Genomic DNA, 18506 nt, shown 5'->3' on the forward strand with positions numbered 1-18506 from the left:
CATCACACCCGCAATGAAACTGAAAGCAGCCGCCTGAATTCTACGGCTGGACCCCATTAAAAATGGGGGGATTACCGCAGGGGGTCACAACCCTATGTGAATTACTTCACTGACCGCTGTGAGCGTCTCAAGCTAACTTGGGATCAAGCACAGGAGGTTGCCATGATCGCCCAGACCCAACACACGACCAGCTTTTTTCACGCCGTCGTCAGAACAGTTCAGGCGTGTTCTCGGATGCAGCGTCGAGTGAACCGCTTCCATTGACTTGACGCATGTCAAAGCAGGCGCTTTGCCAATCAGTGCACCTTAGATTCACGTCCCCCCGGGCCAAGTCGCCGATATCAGTCCGCCCGATACGCGGCTTGGCCCGACACTCAGTTACTTGCATCCCATATCGGCCGATTTATACCGCCTATCTCATTGCGTTGGATCAGGGCAGTGCCGCTGGAACCATGCCGTGGTGGTAAGGGAGCCCATAATCTCTCTTTCCAAAGCAAAACCCTTTGAGCGAATGCGAAGATATGTATGCCAACGCATCCACTTGGGTTTGAGCGGGTAGGGGGCTGCGAGCCCACCAGTGATCTGCCCCAACTGGCGGCGGAGCTTGATCGCCTTTGCGATCCGTCGAGCGGTCGGCGAGTTCAGTTCTGAGCGGTAGCGGGCATTGACACATGTCCGACACGCTTCCGGGTAAAGAATTGCGCAGCGGCGATCGCACCAAGGGCAAATGAACCAGGCCCTTGATCCGCCATAGTGGCAGGGCGTTCGCTCGATCAGCACCTCGAACCCCTCAATGTCCAGAAGAGGACCTTGGCAGCCTTGGTAGGTTCGGATGTGGCGTTGCGGGAGAAGTTCACAAATCATTAGGTTAACTTTGAGCAGCGCGTCGTCGGCGCGCGATTTCCTGTGCGATCGGTGGCCATGTATTTAAGTCGTTCAGGGCCCGTTCAAGATCATATCGGCCTTTTCCAATCCTATACTGGCCAAGCCAAGCAGCATCGAAGTCATCGAGTGAGCGCAGGATGGTCAGATCGAACCCGATGTGGTCGACATAATTGAGGAACCTGTCTGGATCGTTTTCCAAGAAATCGTGGATGATGCCCATGATGATTGCTTTCGCCTCTTCACTGCTGGTCTGATCCATGGCGTTCTCCTTTCTGGTTGTTTTCGGATCAAACACAGGCAGAGCCTTATTCTTCGATATCCCACCGACGGGTTGCACCATTCCAGACTTTTCCGGTCGATCCGTGTTTTGCCCAATCGGAGAGAGATCGCCAGGCTTTTAGGCTCACGACTTTGCCTGTCCAGGTCAGAGGGCGCCCGCTGACAGAGGTGCCATAGGGGAACACTTCAATCTCTTTCTCGGAGAATTGACCTTTCGCTTCCAGATCGACGCACGCCGTCGTTTTGCAACTGGGACAGCTGGGGCGACTGGGGCGAGCCTTTTGTTTCAAGGGCTTACGCTGCCCCAGTTGGTTATCGGCTACTGGGACAAATGGGGCGAGCTGACGCGTTTTAGCGTCGTTCCTCCTGTCCCGCCCCAGCTCGTCCCAGTAGGCTTGTCTCAACTGGGTCAGGCTAAGTGTCTGTAATACCTGCCTTGTCCCAGTCGCCCCAGCTGCCCCAGTGGGATTTTCCATCGTCGACTGTTGATCATGCGCATTCATCGTCATCACCCCCGAGAATATTCGATGAAACGCAGTAGCCACGGGGCCGTCCCTCTACCTCCGACGGAAGTTTTGTCTGCAACCGGTCCTTTTGCTCCCTTATCAGGAAACCCGCATCCCTGACGGCGCGGGCGGCATTCATCGGATTGAATCCTCTGTGCAGTTCGTCCCATGCGTCCTTGGCGAAGTAATAGTTGCCGCCGATCTTCCATCCGGCCCGGTCGTTGATGCGCCGTTGGTCAGGGGCTTCTCTGTCGAGGTCTTCGAACCGAGAGTCCCCATATTTCACGATGAAGGCGCGTGTCCGGTCAATCGCGTCTTTTGCCTCTTGCGCCCCTGTCCCTCCGCGTTCGGCCAACCACAAACGAACCAGTTCCAAGCCCGCATCAGTGGCTTCGCCGGGTTTCCAGCCAGTGATTTGCAATGCCGTGGCCATCTCACCGGCAGCGACAATCAGGCCAATACGAGCCAGGACACGTCGCACTTGTCCGTCCGGTTTGGGAGCGAGTTCCGCCACGGCCATCTGAACAAATTCTTCGATCAGCTGTTGCGCCTTGTTTGTGGCTGTTTCGAGATCTTCCAGAATTCGAGCTACAAACTCGGGACCTGCTGTCCCATAGTGCTGTGCCGCCGCCATGTTCAGTTGTTCGGCGAAGGCGGCACCGTCTGCCATCCCGTGCAGACTGTCAAAAGCCCCGTGCGCGCGATTGTCAGCCGGAATGTCGATGAGCCGCACATCTTGCCCAGCGCGCTTGCGCTGCCCAGCCTCCGCCATCTTGTCAGCCAGGCTCAATTCGCCACTGCTCAGGATGGGGACCCGCCAATGGGCGACAGGGCGGGTTGTGCCAGTCCGACTGGCCCGGGCCTTTCCAGTGCCGTTGGACAGCATGTAGACGACACGTCCTGCCTCTTTTGCGTCGACTTCGGACATCTCGTCCAGCGCGATCAGAGAGCTGTTACTGACCACTGCCACCCCCTCCAGTCCGTTGGATGTGGCACGCCAGCTCTGCACAAATTCGGGCGACCCCCATACAGAAGCTGCGGCTTTAAGGATGGTCGATTTGCCCCGGCTGCTTTCACCACGCAAGTGAATACCGCCGCCGTCTTGCTTCAGCAGCTCCAGAAATGGGCCGGACAGAGCGAGGGAAACTGACATGACCATCAGGGGATTGCCGGCGCAACAGGCTGACACGCTGTCCTTCCAGTCTGTGAGTGTACCTTTTGGATGCATTTCTGCCGCTATTCCGGGCAGATTTTCAGACTGGAACACTACGTCATCGCGGCCGATCACCTCGCCATTGCCAAGCATGAAGGCCGTGCAGGTTTCATCAGTCCACCCCAGCCGTTCACAGGTGACAACCCGGTCGGAAGGTTTCCAATTCTGTAGCAGGATGGAGAACTTCTGGTTTGCTCCTTTTGCATTACTAAGCAGCAGACCAAGTCGGAAACATTCTCGCCGAAGATCGATGCCATCTCCGGCGAACATCTCTGCAGGCATGGCCCATCGGTGCCAACGCCCGTCCGGATCCCTGATCTCGACTAGCCGGCCCCACCCTTTGCCGTCCGCCCCGCGAGAAAGGGCCAGCACCCTGATCGGAGTGCAAAGCCAACGCCATTCAGCATTTCCATTGTCGTCCTCGACCTGAAATTCGATGCCGGCATCGGTCACGCGAAAATCGCGCGGCAGACCGTCCGGTCGAAGGGGCTGCACTTTCTGGGCCTCGTCGTACGCCAGTCCGATGGGAGCTATATTGGCAACGTCGTCAGGCACTTTGTTTCTCCATCAAAATGTCATTGAAATCGCGACCGTCCGGTGCCGGCATAATCGAAACACTCCATCCAAGCGTATCGGCCTGCCGGGCCAACGTGTCGGCGGCCTTACGCCCTGCATCGTCGCCATCCGGCGCGATGGTCAAACGGGCTGGAACGCTAGGTAACCTGAGCGCGGACATCCCGCTGGTCGATAGCGCCGCCCAAACAGAAGTGTTGCGGTCGGCCAGTGCCTGAACGAGCGACAGGCCGGTTTCGATGCCTTCACAGACAACCAGCGGGCCAGTTCCGCTTGCTAATCGAACAGCGCCACCCCTGACGCTACCCAGCATGGCTTTGTTGGGCATTACATCAGCTTTGCCGCTGCCGTCGGCGGCCAGGTAGGTCCGATGCACAGCGAAATGATCGCACCCGTCGACCCGTGCCACAAGCGCCGGGTAACGCTGTGCCTTTGGATGCCAGCAGTTCGGGTGGAACCGCAGGCTTGCCGGCAAGGCCGTGGTGATGCCTCGGCTCTGCAGGTATATCTCAGCGAGGGTTCCGCCGACCGGCAGGGCTTCTGCCCAAGAGGTCCGCGCCTGTAACGCGCGTTTCTGCGCCCGTGCACTTTCCTCGGACTTGAGGCGCGCGATGTCTTGGACAGAGGGCGTCGAAGAGGAACTTATGCCAGGCACAGCGCCTTCGGCCTTCAGGGCTTCCAGCACATCGACAAAATCGCAGCCTTTGAAGCACCAAAGTAGCAAGCAACCATCATTTCCCCGAGCGATGGAAAGAGCCGGGTTATCCGTTATCGGATGCCGCCTTTGACAGACCGGACAAGCCGCGCGACCGGATGGGCCGTACATGCAACCGCCCAGGGCTGCGGTTATGACGTGAACGTTGGTCATGACTTGGCCCGGACGCTCATAGTTGACTTGGTTGCGCGCTTCACTGACCTGTTCGAGGCCTGGCCCTTCGGAAGGTCACTGCCAGCCGAACTCACTACTTCTGACCGGTCGGGTGCTTCAGAAACTGAGCTGCCATAAAGGAGCCCACATTCTGAATTTTCCTGTTCAGGTCTCCGCCCATTTATACGGGCGATATGCGCATCCACTTCCTGTTCGATCCAGTAAAGTGTGCTGCCGATTTTTAAGGGCTTCGGCAAATCTCCGCACTCAACGTCACGGTATATACTGGAACGACTACGGCCGCCGAGTTTTTTGCTAAGTCCGTCGAACGATAAATATCGCATCATGGTCACCATTTTGCTTCATGTTGACCAAACGTGACTCATTGATTTTGGCAACGCTCAGCAGCTCTGCCATTTTTTTTTAGCCGCGGATCATTTTCCTATCACCCCGTATTGTTCGTTCACTGATTTCAATACCATAGTCCTCGAACAACTTCCTGACTAACCATTGATTCAGAGCCTCTCCTTTCAAGTTAGTTGGCGGTGACAGACTTCGAATTATGGCACGCCGTTCCTCTGCATTAGCTTTGGAAGTGCGGATCTGCTCATCACGACCGTCAAAAAAGAACTGTTGCTTTCTGTTCCGCTGAACGACGACTTCTTCGAAAGGTTTACTCCAAGCAGCTTGGGTATGACGTCCCGCCATGAAGGCGACATATGCCATGTTGTCGACTATGTCTTGAACCCAGTCTTTCTCACGATCGCCTTCACACTCGCCTTTGTAAAACCCGGCCATCACATCAATATCTTTTAAGCCATCCATGGCCTTCTGAGCGTGCGCATGTAGAGATAATTCCGGTGACCCTTTCGTTGGGTCTTCGCTTGAAAGAGCTTGCTGCAGATGCTCTACTGCAGACCGGCGTTGCTCCGCCCACGCATCTGAAACCGTATTCGCGTCGTCCTCAACCCACGCTTCCAGGTCTCCAAGAAGCAACTCCTTTGCGGCCCATTCGAGATCCGGGCGTCCTTCCAAAATCTTGTCCCCAGGTTGGGCTGGTCGCGTTGAATATTCGAGGCCATTTTCGATTCTGACATCAGGGACCAATTCTTTGATGTCATCTAGTAATCTTCTCTGTAATTTCGGAGGCCAATCAGTCCATTCGATTTGGTCCCACTTCCCCTTCCGCGCGGCGGTTTGGCCCTGTTTGGGCCAGTCGGCAAAGCTCTTCCAGTGTGTCGTATTATCCAACTTCAGTTTCCCCATCTTGTATATATGAAATGCCTTCTCTGAACGCGGCGTCGAACGTCAACGCGGAGCCCGATGCTTTTGAACAACTTGCGCGTGACATTGAAGAACGCTTCGGGATCACCATGGCCGCACACGACATCCCGCTAGATGCGGTGGTGACCGAACTCCGTCGCCGACAGAGGCAATCTGGTATCGCCGAAAAGGCTGCGCGCCCCAAGCCCCAAGACCAAAGGTCAAATAGGCAGATCATCCGCCAAAACCCCCAGGAATAGAGCTGAACCTGTTTCCCAGATCATCAGCGCGCCGTCCGCGGTGTCTACGGCCTCTGCAGGCGAGGCAACAAGCAGGTTGATGCCGTCAATGCCCGGGGTGAAATCCATAACGATGTCGTGTCCACCTCGGAACTCGAAAACAAAGATATCGGCACCCGGACCTCCGGTCAGCCGGTCGTCGCCAGCCCCTCCGGTCAGGGTGTCGTTCCCGAATGACCCGTCCAGCACGTCATTGCCCGCACCGCCCGTCATGACATCATTGCCGCCATCGCCCACCATGCCATCGTTTCCGCCCCCGCCGTCCATAAGGTCGTTTCCGGCCCCGCCATGCATGAAGTCGTGCCCGGCCTTGCCCATCAGCATATCGTCACCGATTTCGCCACGCAGGGAATCGTTGCCCAAACCACCAGTCAATTGATCGTTGTCCGCACCGCCGTTCAGCGCGTCATCGCCGTCACCGCCATTCAGCACATCATTACCCGCACCACCTGACAGTTGATCGGTCCCGGACCCGCCGCGCGCTCGATCGCTGCCGCCCTCGCCAAAGATCCGGTCATGCCCGTCACCGCCATCCAGCTGATCACTGCCATTTCCGCCTCGGATTACGTCGTGTCCCTCGTAGCCATACAGCCGATCCACAAAAGCATTCCCAATCAACACATCGTTGCCGTCCAATTGAAGCAAGCCGTTTGAAACGAAATACGATGGCGCCCCGGAAAGATCACAGGGCGGCGCCCCCGGTCCGATGGGACAGGCGACGCCAAACGTATTCTCACGAATGGTCAGGGCGGTCTCGCCCTCATCCGTCCGATACGTGGCGTCGATAAAGGTCATTGTCAGACCCGTATCTTCCATCACCGCCTGCACGCCCGCCCAGCGCGGATGCCAGTTAATGTCGAAGCGGTAGCGCACCAGATCGCCTCCGAGCGGCGCTTGTGCCATCTCGACCACGTCCAGAGCCGGATCGAACAATGCGGGCGGCCACCCGAACGCGTCAGGCCGCAGGTCCAGTCCAAGTCCCCACACATCACGTGCGATCACTACAGTCATGGCTTCTCCTCCAAAATATCGCTTTTTCATAATATGTTGATCGAAGAGACCTGACATTGATGTGTATCAGGCGTCCATCGCACTGTTGATCGGCCGCAGCCTATCAGTTTAGCGATGCCCATGTTTGTCTCAGGCCGAACCAGCCATGATGCGATGATACCGTTGACCACATTTCCCAGTTTTTGCGGCCTGCAAGAATGTGATCGATCCAAGGGGCTTCAATGATCAAGCTGCGTTTGACGGTCATCCTTGTTCCTTTCGCATGTTGATTCGGCGGGAGCACTCTGGGCAGAAAGTAGGCGCCCTGCCGGCAGTTCTCTACGATGCCTGCGAGAAGATCAGCCCCCGGGCCACCTCGATCTCGATGGTGCGCTACCGCGGTAACGATTACTCGATGACGGTCGCCTACGCCTATCGCGAGATCCATGTCCGCGGATATGTTGGTGAGATTGTCATCGGTTGCTGCGCGGAGGTGGTTGCGCGGCACCTGCGGTCCTATGAGAAGGTCGATATGATCTTTGATCCGATCCAATTCCTGCCGCTGCTGGAGCAGAAGGTCGGTTCTCTTGATCAGTCCGTCCCGCTGCGGGACTGGGACCTGCCCAATCGGCACCGACTGCTGGACGCGCGGATGGGCAAACGGGCAAACGGGAGCACGTCCAGGTCCTTGGGCTGCTTGAGACCTTCGGTATGGATCACGTCCTCGGCGCCATGCGCTGGGCCCTTGATCTAGGGGCGATCGGCTATGATGCAGTCAAGCACCTGTTTTCTGCCGGATCGAACGGCGGTCAACGCGCCTCGATCTCGACATCTATCACTACCTGCCTCGGGCACGGATTCAGACGGCAAAGCCGGCCAGCTAAATGAGTATGATATCCGGACCGGCGATATGAATGACACGCCGCAGGTGCTGCCCCAACATCATCTCAAGAAGCTCAAGCTGCCAACGTTCCAATCCGAGTACGCCAAGCTGGCCCGGCAACGTGCCGCCGAAGAGAGCGACCATGATGCTCTCAGCGCTAACCATTTGCATCCACTCTCTAAAAGCTGGATTGACCTCATGCGAGTTTCACCATCTTTCCGGATCCATCGGTGACATGGTCTGACCACGCCTCTGCGAAAACGCGCCTCTGGTCCAGATAATCTGTCTGTCGATACGTGCGCACGACCTTGCTATCAGTAACATGCGCCAGCATCGCTTCGGCGACCTCATGTGGTGCATCAGTTGCCTCTGCCAGCCATGTCCGCAGACTGGATCTAAAGCCATGCGGGCGGGCCTTCAAGCCGCGGCGCTCCATCAGGCGAGACATGGTCGCGTCGCTGATGACACCTTTTCGGGCGGATGGAAAAAGATGACCGTCTCGCGCGAAGGGGCGGGCGAGATCAATGATCCTTAAGGCTTCACGGCTGAGGGGCACGCGAAACGGCCGAGCAGCGCCAACACGCGCCTTCATGTTCGCCGCGGGAACTGTCCAAACATCATCGGTGACCTCATCAAGCCGCATGAAGCGGATTGGGCCTGATCGCAGCCCGGTCACGATAAGCAGCCGCAATGCGAGATGCGTGAGTGTTGGCGTTTCCAAGCTTGAATAGAAACTCGGGACCTCCTGCCAAGGCATAGCGGGGATCGAGTGAACAGTGTGCCGTTGCCGACCCAGAAGAGCCTTGGCTTTCGAAACGGCCTGAATGTCCACATCAAGCCCTAGGGCCGCCGCATGGTGCAGGACGATATTTAGACGATCTGCCGCCTTCTTGGCGGTTGCGGTCTTCGAATGCCAGATCGGAGATAGAACATCGCGAATATCGCGCTGATCGATATCGGCAATCGGAACCTGGCCAAGCTTGGGCAGGATGTGCAACTCAAGCGGACTGAACCAACGGCCTGCCTTGCCGTCGTCTTTCAGCTCCGCCTTGCGGCTCTCGAACGCGTCCAGCGCAACATCTCGCAGAATATTGAGGTCGCGCGCTGCCTCAAGTCGTTGACGTACCCGATCCTTTATCGGGTCAATCCCACGAGCTACCAGTCTCCTGTACTCAGCTGCGATCTCTCTCGCATCCTTCAGAGAAACCGATGCAAGCCCTCCCAAGCCCATCTCGCGACGTCTGCCGAAGATCGTGTATCTAAAGACCCATTGTCCGCCGCCGTCTTTGCGCTTGATCAATCGTAGACCTTGTCCGTCCTCATACTTACCCGGAGCGGCACTCTTGATGAAAACAGCGCTGAGTTTATGCAATATTTATCCCCCAAAATATCCCCCACAACATATGGTATGAGGTGCTGCACAACAAGACGGCATGAAACAGATAAGTCATTGTTTTACTGACGGCTTGTTCTCATCTGAAACAGGATGGAACAAACATATGCAGGAGTTCAATGCCCTCATGCGGCACCACATTTTCTTTGTCGTTTGTTAGTGAGTCACGCGGAATCCATTAGAAGAAAACCACCTCTGCAACCACACTTCAGCTGTTTGAAGGCTCTTTGAAAAGAAGGGCTTGAACCGTGTCTTCTGCTCGTCGATTAGCCTGAAGTGATTGTCGAGAAGTTGCGGCGGGTTGAAGTTTTGATGAGGCAATGCATGCCCTGGAATGATGCAATCAGACAGACCGGTTTGAATGAATAAACGTTTGATCGGCGGAAGAAAATGTACGGTGGAATGGGCATGGAGCAACTCAGGGCCCGGTTCAGCCCGCGCTAGCTTGGGAATTGCACTGCGCCTTGGGGTACTACCCAAAAGCCAGATTGACTAGTTTTATCAAACATCGTCTGATCGGTACATAACATGTGCAGTTTGCAGCCTGAGGTTACAGGTCATGCAAGACGGTAGGCAACGATCAGAAAGGGTCCAATGCGCGACTGGTTTTCGCGGCGGATTTTCTGTCAACACTGGGTTGGCGCGTTGGCAAGACAACAAGGGAGTGAGATCATGATTTATTTCAACAGCCGGGGTGTTTTGAAAACGGCTGCACTGGTTCTGGGGCTGGGAATTGTCACCCAAGCCGCGACGCCGGTACTGGCCGAGAACACCAAGATCAATGTCGGCGCGTTGCGCTTTACCAGCCATGCCGCCAGCTTTGTTGCGCTTGAGCGGGGGTATTTCGCTGACGAGGGTCTTGATGTCGAACTGAAGTTCTTCCAGGCGGCGCAACCGATGGCTGTGGCCGTGGCGTCGAAAGATGTCGACTATGCCGTGACCGCGATATCGGGCGGTCTGATTTCTTTGGCGCAAAAGGGTGCGGCGAAGGTAATCGGCGGGGCCCTGTCCGAAGAGCCGGGCATTGACGGGTCGCAAATCATCGTCTCGACAGAGGCTTACAACGCCGGCATGACAGACCCGTCCAAACTGGACGGTGCGAACTGGGCGCTGACCCAGACCGGGTCTTCTTTCCATTATACCGGTTCGCAGGTGGCCGCAGCCCATGATCTCGATTTGAAGTTCAAGCCGCTTCAAAAAGTCGGTGCGATCATCGGTGCGATGAAATCGTCCCAAGTGGATGCATGGGCCATCGTGCCGCATATCGCCAAGCCACTGGACAAAGGTGGTGCAGTCCACATCATCGGTGCGATTTCCGACTATGTTCCGGATTATCAGGTGACGGTGGTGTTCACCTCGGCAGACAACGCGGCCAACGAACGCGCACAGACTGAGGCGTTTCTTCGGGCCTTTTCGCGCGGTGCCGATGATTTCAACGCCGCGCTGGTCGACAAGACCCTGGACGAGCAAGCGCAAGAAGACATGGTCAAGCTGATCCATAAATATGTCTACGCCGACCGCCCGTATGAAAAGGCCGCACCAAGCATTCGCAACGGTGCGATGCGGATCAATAAAAACGCCGCGATGAATGTCGACAACGTCAAGGCGCAGCTTGAGTGGTTCAAGTCCGAAGGCCTTGTCGATGACACGATCACCTTCGAAATGCTGGTGGACGATTCTTACGTCGAGTCCAAGTAACGCGGACTTATTTGGGTGGCGGGGGATCGCCGCCCATTTACCTTTTCCTATGAGCGGCAGGCATGGATCTGAAACTTGACTCTATCGGCCATTCCTATGGCGATCTAGAAATCCTGCGCGATATCAGCCTTGATATTCCCAAAGGGAAAATTGTCTGCATCATCGGCCCGTCGGGCTGTGGGAAATCCACTCTGTTGCGGATGATCGGTGGATTGGAACAGCCCGGGCGTGGCCAGATCCTTCAGATTGGCGATGTGCCTGACGGCTGTCTCAACCCGCTCACCTATGTGTTTCAGGATTTCGCGCTGCTGCCGTGGCGCACCGTCGAAGGCAATATTCAGCTCGTGCTGGAAGATCACCGGTTGGGCGCGCAACAAACGGAAGCGATCATAGCGGATGTGCTGGCCCGCACAAAGCTTTCGGATTTTCGCCAAGCCTTGCCCAAACAGATATCCGGCGGGATGAAGCAGAGGGTTGCTTTGGCCCGCGCGCTTGCGGTCAATCCGGCCGTGATGCTGATGGATGAACCCTTGTCGGCGCTCGACAGCCAGACCCGTGAATTGCTGATGGGCGACCTTGTGGCCTTGTGGGAACGCGAACCGTTCACCGCAGTCTACGTCACCCACAATCTGAACGAGGCCGTTCGGCTGGGTCATTCCATCGTTTTGCTGTCGCGCCGTCCGGGCCGCATCCGCGAGATCGTCGAAATCGACACGCCGCTGGCTGATCGCACCCTTGGCGACCCAGAGCTGGAACGCAAACAGGTGCAGCTTTGGCAGTTGATGCGCGACGAAGCAGTGGCGGCCGATCAGGAGTTGTTGAGTGTCTGACACATCCCGCTCCAGCGCCCCCACCAGCAGCTACAAACCCGTCGCTTTCCGCGGCGGCGGGTTTGCACCGCGCCCTCACCGCTGGGTGGGGCTGGGCGTGTTCGTCTCGCTGATCCTAATAGTTGAGGTCCTGACCCGTGCCGGTATTATCACCAGCCTGACCCTGCCGATCCCGTCCGACGTATTCTGGACTCTGGTAGAACTTTGGCAAAGCGGGATGTTTTACAAACACATGGTACCATCCCTGACCCGACTGGTGGTCGGGGCGCTGATCGGCTGCACCGTCGGGGTCTCGGTTGGCATATTGATCGGGTTGTTTTCGCTGGCGCGGGCCGGGCTGGTGCCTTTGGTTGCGGCGATCTTCCCGATCCCGAAAATCGCGTTGCTGCCACTGTTTGTCATCTGGTTTGGTATCGACGAGATGTCGAAATACGCGCTGATCGCCTTTGGCACCTTTACCCCAACCGTGGTCGCCACCTATGGCGCAGTCGATAATGTTGACCGAACCCTGATCCGCATGGGTCAGAGTTTTTCGCTGTCCTGGGTGTCGATCGTGCGCAAGATCGTGCTGCCGGGTGCGATGCCCGGTATCCTGTCCGGGCTGCGCATCAGCCTTGCCATCGCCATCATCCTGTTGGTCGCGGCCGAGATGCTGGGCGCGGAATACGGTATCGGCGCGTATATTCTGCAGGCCGGTTCGCTTTACGATCTCGAAAGGCTGTTTGCTGGGGTCGCGATATTGTCGGTCCTTGGGGTTATGGTCAGCACGCTGATCGGGACCCTCGAAAGGATCCTGCTGAAATGGCGCGTCTGAAACAGGACAGCGGCAACCAGCCACCAACTGGAGACCGTGCATATGACCCATGAAACCTATGACGTGATCGTCGCGGGTGGCGGCAGTGCCGGCGTGGGGGCCGCGATTGCCAGCGCCGAAACCGGGGCGCGGACGCTTTTGGTCGAGAAATACAACTGCCTTGGTGGTGCCTCGACCATGCGCAACGTGGTCACCTATTGCGGGCTCTATTCCTTGGGGGAAACACCCGAGATCGTCGTTGGCGGGGTCGCTGCCCGGGTGATGGAGGAACTGACCCGCCGTAATGCGGTCACCGGCCCACACCGACATCGCGGGGTGTACGTTGTGTTCGATCCAGAAACTGTCAAGCTGGTGCTGGACAAGCTGTGCCGCGAAGCCGGTGTCGAGGTCTTGATGGGCGGTTTTGTCGTTGGGGCAGAGCGTCAGAATGACCGAGTCTCTTCTCTCACAGTGGCCGATCATTCCGGGCTGCGCAAATTCCGCGCCGGGGCGTTTGTCGATTGCACGGGAGAGGGCGATCTGCTGGCCCAAAGCGGCGCGGACACGCGCTATGGCAATGGACACGATGTCAATCTCGGCACGCTGGGGACTCGGTTTGGCGGGATCCCGGCAGAGGTTGAAGTCACTGCTATCGATATTGCCACTGCGGTCGGGCAGCTTGGTCCGAACAGGAAAAAGGTGACAAAGGACAAAAGCGTTGTGACCCGCTTGCCGTTCTCACACGATCTGGTCTGTTATGTCGCCTCGTATGATTACGACCCGCGAGATGCCGCGTCCATGAGTGGGGCGGAAGAGAACGGGCGACAACAGGCCTGGATTTACCTTGATGCGATCCGCTCCATTCCCGGATGCGCAGGTGCTTATCTGGTCTCGACCGGACCTGAATTCGGCACCCGGGAATCGCGGCATCTGCAATCTCAGCGTATGTTCCGATGGGATGATGTACTTGAGCGCCGGAGTTTTGACGATTGTATCGCTTTGGGGGCCTGGGGTGCCGAGTGGCACAACCGCGAAGATTTCAGTAGCACCCTGGACATCCCGCCCGGGGGCGCCTCGTATCAGATTCCGATGTCTTGTCTGACCAGCCGCAACACATCCAACCTGTTCGCGGCTGGCCGCCTTGCTGATGGCGATAAGCTGGGCGGTGCCGCTATTCGCGTGATGGGCACGGCGTTTGCAACAGGGCAGGCCAGCGGGGTGGCTGCCGCGCAGATGTCTGTAAACGGTGGCGCACTGAACATAGACGCACTGCGCAAAACACTCGGGGCGCAGGGCGCCATTCTGGCCTGACCCGAGCGCGTGCCGGGTAAGGTTAATGGATGTGGCCTGCTGCCTAAAACACAGGGGCGGACCGGTTCACGTGAGGAGGCCCAAACCAATGGTAGCAAACTGTCCACTTGAACCGAACCGTCGATCCCGAATGTTCATCGGCGTTTGCCAGCCCGTGGAACACGCACCCTCTTGGGCTCCGAAAAATTGCTTTGACCTTACAATATGTTGTGCCACCTTCACCCCACTGTGACATTCATCGTCTCTATGGGCGGTGTGCGCACATCTAACGGGAGGCACAAAAATGAAAAAATTTACCCTTAATGCGACGCTGGCAGCGGGCGCTATTGCTCTGTCCACTGCGGCGTATGCGGAAGTCGAAGTGCAATGGTGGCACGCGATGGGCGGTGCAAATGGTGAACGCGTCGACAAAATCGCCAATGATTTCAATGCATCGCAGTCAGATTACAAAGTTGTCCCTGTATACAAGGGTAACTACACAGAAACGATGACGGCTGCGATTGCTGGTTTCCGTGCCAAGCAGCATCCCCATATCGTGCAGGTGTTTGAAGTCGGCACCGCCACGATGATGGCAGCAAAAGGCGCCGTCTATCCGATGGAAGCGTTGATGAAGGACGCAGGCGAGCCGTTCGACAAATCCGACTATCTGCCAGCGGTTATTTCCTATTATCAGACGCCTGAAGGCGAATTGCTGTCGATGCCATTCAACAGCTCGACGCCAGTTTTGTGGTACAATGCGGATGCTCTGAAAGCGGCCGGTGTTGACGTGCCAGAAACATGGGATGACGTTAAGGCGGCCGCCAAGGCGCTTGTCGGAAATGGGATGAAATGTGGTCTGTCCTTTGGTTGGCAGTCTTGGGTAATGCTCGAAAACTATTCGGCATGGCATGATATTCCGATGGGCACACAAGAGAACGGCTTTGCCGGTTTTGATACCGAGTTCACGTTCAACAACGATCAGGTTGCCGCCCGTTTGGCGGATGTCGCGTCGATGTCCGACGATGGATCATTCGTCTATGCAGGTCGCCGTGGCGACAGCCTGCCGATGTTCACAAACGGTGAGTGCGGTATGTGGATGAACTCTTCCGCGTATTATGGCTCGATGAAAGCACAGGCCAAGTTTGACTTTGCCCAGACCATGTTGCCGTTGGACACAGCCGTGGCGTCCGCCCCGCAAAACTCAATCATCGGGGGTGCAACACTCTGGGCGCTGGCGGGCCATGAAGATGAAGAATACGAAGGTGTGGCCAAGTTCATGACTTACCTGTCTTCTCCTGAGGTTCAGGCATGGTGGCATCAGGAGACCGGATATGTGCCGATCACAACAGCCGCTTATGAGCTCTCTAAGTCTCAAGGTTTCTATGACACGAACCCAGGCACGGACACCGCCATCAAACAGCTGAGCCTGAACACACCGACAGCCAATTCGCGCGGCGTGCGCTTTGGTAACTTCGTGCAGGTGCGTGACGTGATCAACGAAGAGATGGAAGCCATCTGGGCGGGCTCAAAAACCGCACAGGAAGGATTGGATGACGCAGCTTCACGCGGCAACGATCTGCTTCGGAAATTCGAACGATCCGTCAACTAAGTCTAACCTCTTGAGGTAAATCAGTGTTGTCCCTGCAAATCCGTGGGGACAACATCATCTTTGCCTCTCCTACTTCGTTTGCCGGTTCGGATGACCCAATGCTAAAACACGTTCATTTCAATAAGGTCCTGCTGCCGGTTCTGCTGGTTGCACCTCAGATATTGATTACGCTTGTGTTCTTCATGTGGCCCGCAGGACAAGCACTGTATCAAAGCTTTCTGATCGAAGACGCGTTCGGACTGTCCCGTGAGTTTGTCTGGTTCGAGAACTTCCAATACCTGTGGCATGACGAGATTTATCTGCAGACCTTTTGGCGCACGGCGGTGTTTTCAGCGTTGGTGGCGATGCTGGCCATGTCGATCGCGCTGATCCTTGCGGGGTTCGCTGAGCGTGTGATCAAAGGTGCTGGCGCATACAGAACCTTGCTGATCTGGCCCTATGCCGTGGCGCCGGTTCTGGCGGGCGCGCTGTGGGTCTTTATGTTCAACCCCACGCTTGGAATTTTCCCGTTCCTATTGGAAAAGATCAACATTGACTGGAACCATTACCTGAACGGGACCCAGGCAATGGGCCTGGTTGTGGCAGCCGCCGCATGGAAGCAGATCGCTTACAACTTCCTGTTCTACCTCGCGGCGATGCAATCCATCCCGAAATCCGTGGTTGAGGCGGCCGCGATTGATGGGGCCGGGCCCTTGCGCCGCTTCTGGACAATTACCTTGCCGCTTGTGTCACCAACGACCTTCTTTCTGTTGGTCATCAACATAGTCTACGCGTTCTTCGACACTTTCGGCATCATTCATGCCGTGACTCAAGGCGGGCCAGCAAATGCCACAACGATCCTGGTCTACAAGGTTTATAGCGACGGGTTTGTCGGGTTGGATTTGGGCGGGTCTGCGGCGCAATCCGTCGTCTTGATGTTCATTGTGATCCTCATGACAGTCATTCAGTTTCGGTATGTCGAAAAGAAGGTTGAGTACTGATGGTTGAGACCAGACCCTTCCTGACATTCGTGACACATTTGGTGTTGATTTTGGGCGTTGTGATGATCGCCCTGCCGATCTGGATCACCTTCGTCGCAGCGAGCCATGATGACATCCGCATGACGCAAGCGCCGATCCCGATGCTGCCCGGCGGCTTTTTCTGGGAGAACTTCAAACGTACCCTGTTTGGCAGTGGTCTTGCTGGCAATGAAATCACACCGGTATGGCGCATGCTGTTCAACTCGCTCGTTATGGCGCTGGCGATTGCAGGCGGCAAGATCGTCATCTCATTGCTGTCAGCCTTTGCCATCGTCTATTTCAAGTTCCCGTTTCGAATGGGCTTTTTCTGGATGATTTTCCTCACCCTGATGCTGCCTGTCGAAGTTCGCATCCTGCCAACCTTCGAAGTGGTCGCAAACCTCGGGTTGCTCAACAGTTATTGGGGCCTGTCGATTCCGTTGATCGCATCCGCCACGGCCACTTTCATGTTCCGTCAGGTTTTCCTCACGATTCCGGATGAAATGCTCGAAAGCGCGCGGATCGACGGCGCAGGACCCATGCGGTTCTTCTGGGACATCCTGATCCCATTGTCGCGAACCAACATCGCGGCGCTGTTCGTGATCCTGTTCATCTATGGCTGGAACCAATACCTCTGGCCGCTGTTGATTACGACTGACAGCGACATGACAACCATCGTCGTATCGATCAAACAAATGCTGGAAGCGGCTGAACAATCGCCTCAGTGGAACATCATTATGATGACCGCCATGCTCGCCATGCTTCCGCCAATCATTGTCGTCATCGCCATGCAGAAGCTATTCGTGCAAGGCCTGACGGAAACTGACAAATAGGGTCTGATCATGGCAAGCATCACTCTCGACAGTCTTACCAAGTCGTATGGTCAAACAGAAGTATTGCACCATATCCAAGGCGAGATTCAGCACGGCGAATTCATCGTAATCGTCGGTCCCTCGGGGTGCGGGAAATCCACTTTGCTGCGTATGGTGGCCGGATTGGAAACTGTCACGTCCGGGCAGGTGTCGATTGGTGACAAGGTCATTAATGACCTGGAACCGGCAGACCGTGACATCGCAATGGTCTTTCAGAATTATGCGCTTTATCCGCATATGTCGGTCGAGCAGAACATGGCCTACGGCCTGAAAATCCGCAAGTTCCCCAAGGCTGAGATCAAGCGGCGGGTTGAACAGGCTGCAGACATCCTTGAAATTCGCGACTACCTGAAACGCAAGCCGCGGCAACTGTCTGGCGGTCAACGCCAGCGCGTTGCGATGGGACGGGCGATTGTCCGGGACCCGCAGGTGTTCTTGTTTGATGAACCGCTGTCAAATCTGGATGCAAAACTGCGTGTTCAGATGCGTTTGGAAATCCGCAAGTTGCAACGCAGACTTGGCGTGACCTCAATCTATGTAACCCATGATCAAGTCGAAGCGATGACACTTGGTGATCGGCTAATGGTGTTGAATGGCGGCTACGTAGAGCAATTTGGAACGCCGATTGAAGTGTACGAAAAACCTGCCTCTGTGTTCGTCGCAGGCTTTATCGGCAGCCCCTCGATGAACTTTATCTCTGCACAAGCGAGCAAAGGTCAGTTGACGCTTCCCGATGGTACAACACTTGCCTCCAACACATCTGCGAACGGCCCGGTCACGCTTGGCATGCGCCCAGAGCATCTCAAACAACACGGTTCAGGGCCAATCCAACTGGAAGTGGATTTACCCGAACAACTCGGTGCGACCACGTTGGTACATGGCAGGATTTCCGGAACAGAACTTCCCATAACGGCGAGTTTGAATGGTATCCACGCCGCATCCAGCGGCGATGTTCTACGATTCGACGCGCCCGTTGAGCAGATGCACATTTTTGATGCGCAAACCGGCAAAAGGATTGAATAGCCTTTAAAGCCAGACAGTTGGGAATGGCAATGCCGAGCGAAATATCGTGACGTGAGCGCGCTGTGGTCATGTCGTTGTTTGATATTATGGGAACGTTGTTCCGTATTATGACTTAGTATACGATTACTTTAGTCTTGCTTTGAGCATCAACAAAGACAAAGAAGCCGGCAAGACCATCATCCTGATCACCCACTCAGTCGAAGAGGCCTTGCTGCTGGGCGAACGCCTGCTGGTGATGGCG

16 protein-coding genes and 1 pseudogene are annotated in these 18506 nt (G+C 56.2%); 10 read left to right on the forward strand and 7 right to left on the reverse strand.

The genetic code is table 11. The features are described 5' to 3' along the window. Window positions 1-868: 868 nt before the first annotated feature. The 5 genes from FOY56_RS22780 to FOY56_RS22805 form a co-directional block, all read right to left on the reverse strand. The gene (locus FOY56_RS22780) at window positions 869-1144 is read right to left on the reverse strand and encodes a hypothetical protein (RefSeq protein WP_146348459.1); all 276 of its coding nucleotides are present in this window, start codon (window positions 1142-1144) and stop codon (window positions 869-871) included. A gap of 509 nt (window positions 1145-1653) precedes the next feature. Beyond that, window positions 1654-3438 carry a DUF927 domain-containing protein gene (locus FOY56_RS22785; protein ID WP_146348460.1) on the reverse strand — a complete coding sequence of 595 codons (1785 nt, stop codon included), beginning with the start codon at window positions 3436-3438 and terminating at the stop codon, window positions 1654-1656. Next, window positions 3431-4180, reverse strand: coding sequence for a DUF7146 domain-containing protein (locus FOY56_RS22790; protein WP_246139576.1), 750 nt, complete (start codon window positions 4178-4180; stop codon window positions 3431-3433). Before FOY56_RS22790 ends, FOY56_RS22785 begins: the two co-directional genes overlap by 8 nt. A gap of 567 nt (window positions 4181-4747) precedes the next feature. Then, on the reverse strand, window positions 4748-5575 hold the full coding sequence (locus tag FOY56_RS22800; protein WP_146348462.1) for a hypothetical protein: 828 nt from the start codon (window positions 5573-5575) through the stop codon (window positions 4748-4750). A gap of 233 nt (window positions 5576-5808) precedes the next feature. Continuing rightward, window positions 5809-6897: a calcium-binding protein gene (locus tag FOY56_RS22805; protein WP_146348463.1), complete on the reverse strand. Its 1089-nt coding sequence runs from the start codon at window positions 6895-6897 to the stop codon at window positions 5809-5811. A 262-nt stretch (window positions 6898-7159) separates the two neighbouring features. On the opposite strand from FOY56_RS22805, the gene FOY56_RS22810 reads away from it, so the two are divergent. Further along, complete coding sequence (locus FOY56_RS22810) at window positions 7160-7630, forward strand: Mu transposase domain-containing protein (RefSeq protein WP_186766450.1); 471 nt, start codon at window positions 7160-7162, stop codon at window positions 7628-7630. A 126-nt stretch (window positions 7631-7756) separates the two neighbouring features. Here FOY56_RS22810 and FOY56_RS24085 read toward each other — a convergent pair whose 3' ends face one another. Beyond that, entirely contained in the window at window positions 7757-7903 is a 147-nt protein-coding gene (locus FOY56_RS24085) for a hypothetical protein (protein ID WP_186766451.1), read from the reverse strand. Between the two features lie 52 nt (window positions 7904-7955). After that, a complete protein-coding gene (locus FOY56_RS22815) occupies window positions 7956-9131 on the reverse strand; it encodes a tyrosine-type recombinase/integrase (RefSeq protein WP_246139577.1) in 1176 nt (391 codons plus the stop codon). Window positions 9132-9824: 693 nt separating this feature from the next. On the opposite strand from FOY56_RS22815, the gene FOY56_RS22820 reads away from it, so the two are divergent. The 9 genes and pseudogenes from FOY56_RS22820 to FOY56_RS24020 all read left to right on the forward strand — a co-directional run. Further along, a complete protein-coding gene (locus FOY56_RS22820) occupies window positions 9825-10850 on the forward strand; it encodes an ABC transporter substrate-binding protein (protein ID WP_146348466.1) in 1026 nt (341 codons plus the stop codon). Window positions 10851-10912: 62 nt separating this feature from the next. Then, on the forward strand, window positions 10913-11680 hold the full coding sequence (locus FOY56_RS22825) for an ABC transporter ATP-binding protein (protein ID WP_146348467.1): 768 nt from the start codon (window positions 10913-10915) through the stop codon (window positions 11678-11680). Then, window positions 11673-12494 (forward strand): ABC transporter permease, encoded by an 822-nt coding sequence (locus FOY56_RS22830; protein ID WP_146348468.1) that lies wholly within the window; start codon window positions 11673-11675, stop codon window positions 12492-12494. Before FOY56_RS22825 ends, FOY56_RS22830 begins: the two co-directional genes overlap by 8 nt. Window positions 12495-12536: 42 nt before the next feature. Next, window positions 12537-13784 (forward strand): FAD-dependent oxidoreductase, encoded by a 1248-nt coding sequence (locus FOY56_RS22835; protein ID WP_146348469.1) that lies wholly within the window; start codon window positions 12537-12539, stop codon window positions 13782-13784. A gap of 283 nt (window positions 13785-14067) precedes the next feature. Further along, a complete protein-coding gene (ugpB, locus tag FOY56_RS22840; protein WP_146348470.1) occupies window positions 14068-15372 on the forward strand; it encodes a sn-glycerol-3-phosphate ABC transporter substrate-binding protein UgpB in 1305 nt (434 codons plus the stop codon). Window positions 15373-15470: 98 nt separating this feature from the next. Continuing rightward, the gene (gene ugpA, locus FOY56_RS22845; protein WP_146348471.1) at window positions 15471-16352 is read left to right on the forward strand and encodes a sn-glycerol-3-phosphate ABC transporter permease UgpA; all 882 of its coding nucleotides are present in this window, start codon (window positions 15471-15473) and stop codon (window positions 16350-16352) included. Next, the gene (gene ugpE, locus FOY56_RS22850) at window positions 16352-17203 is read left to right on the forward strand and encodes a sn-glycerol-3-phosphate ABC transporter permease UgpE (protein ID WP_146348472.1); all 852 of its coding nucleotides are present in this window, start codon (window positions 16352-16354) and stop codon (window positions 17201-17203) included. Before ugpA ends, ugpE begins: the two co-directional genes overlap by 1 nt. 9 nt (window positions 17204-17212) lie before the next feature. Continuing rightward, entirely contained in the window at window positions 17213-18265 is a 1053-nt protein-coding gene (locus FOY56_RS22855) for a sn-glycerol-3-phosphate import ATP-binding protein UgpC (RefSeq protein ID WP_146348473.1), read from the forward strand. Between the two features lie 157 nt (window positions 18266-18422). After that, window positions 18423-18506, forward strand: a pseudogene (locus tag FOY56_RS24020) (ABC transporter ATP-binding protein); the annotation flags it as partial.

Origin of the sequence: Falsiphaeobacter marinintestinus, from assembly GCF_007923355.1 — a bacterium.
In the GTDB taxonomy this organism is placed as follows: domain Bacteria; phylum Pseudomonadota; class Alphaproteobacteria; order Rhodobacterales; family Rhodobacteraceae; genus Phaeobacter_A; species Phaeobacter_A marinintestinus.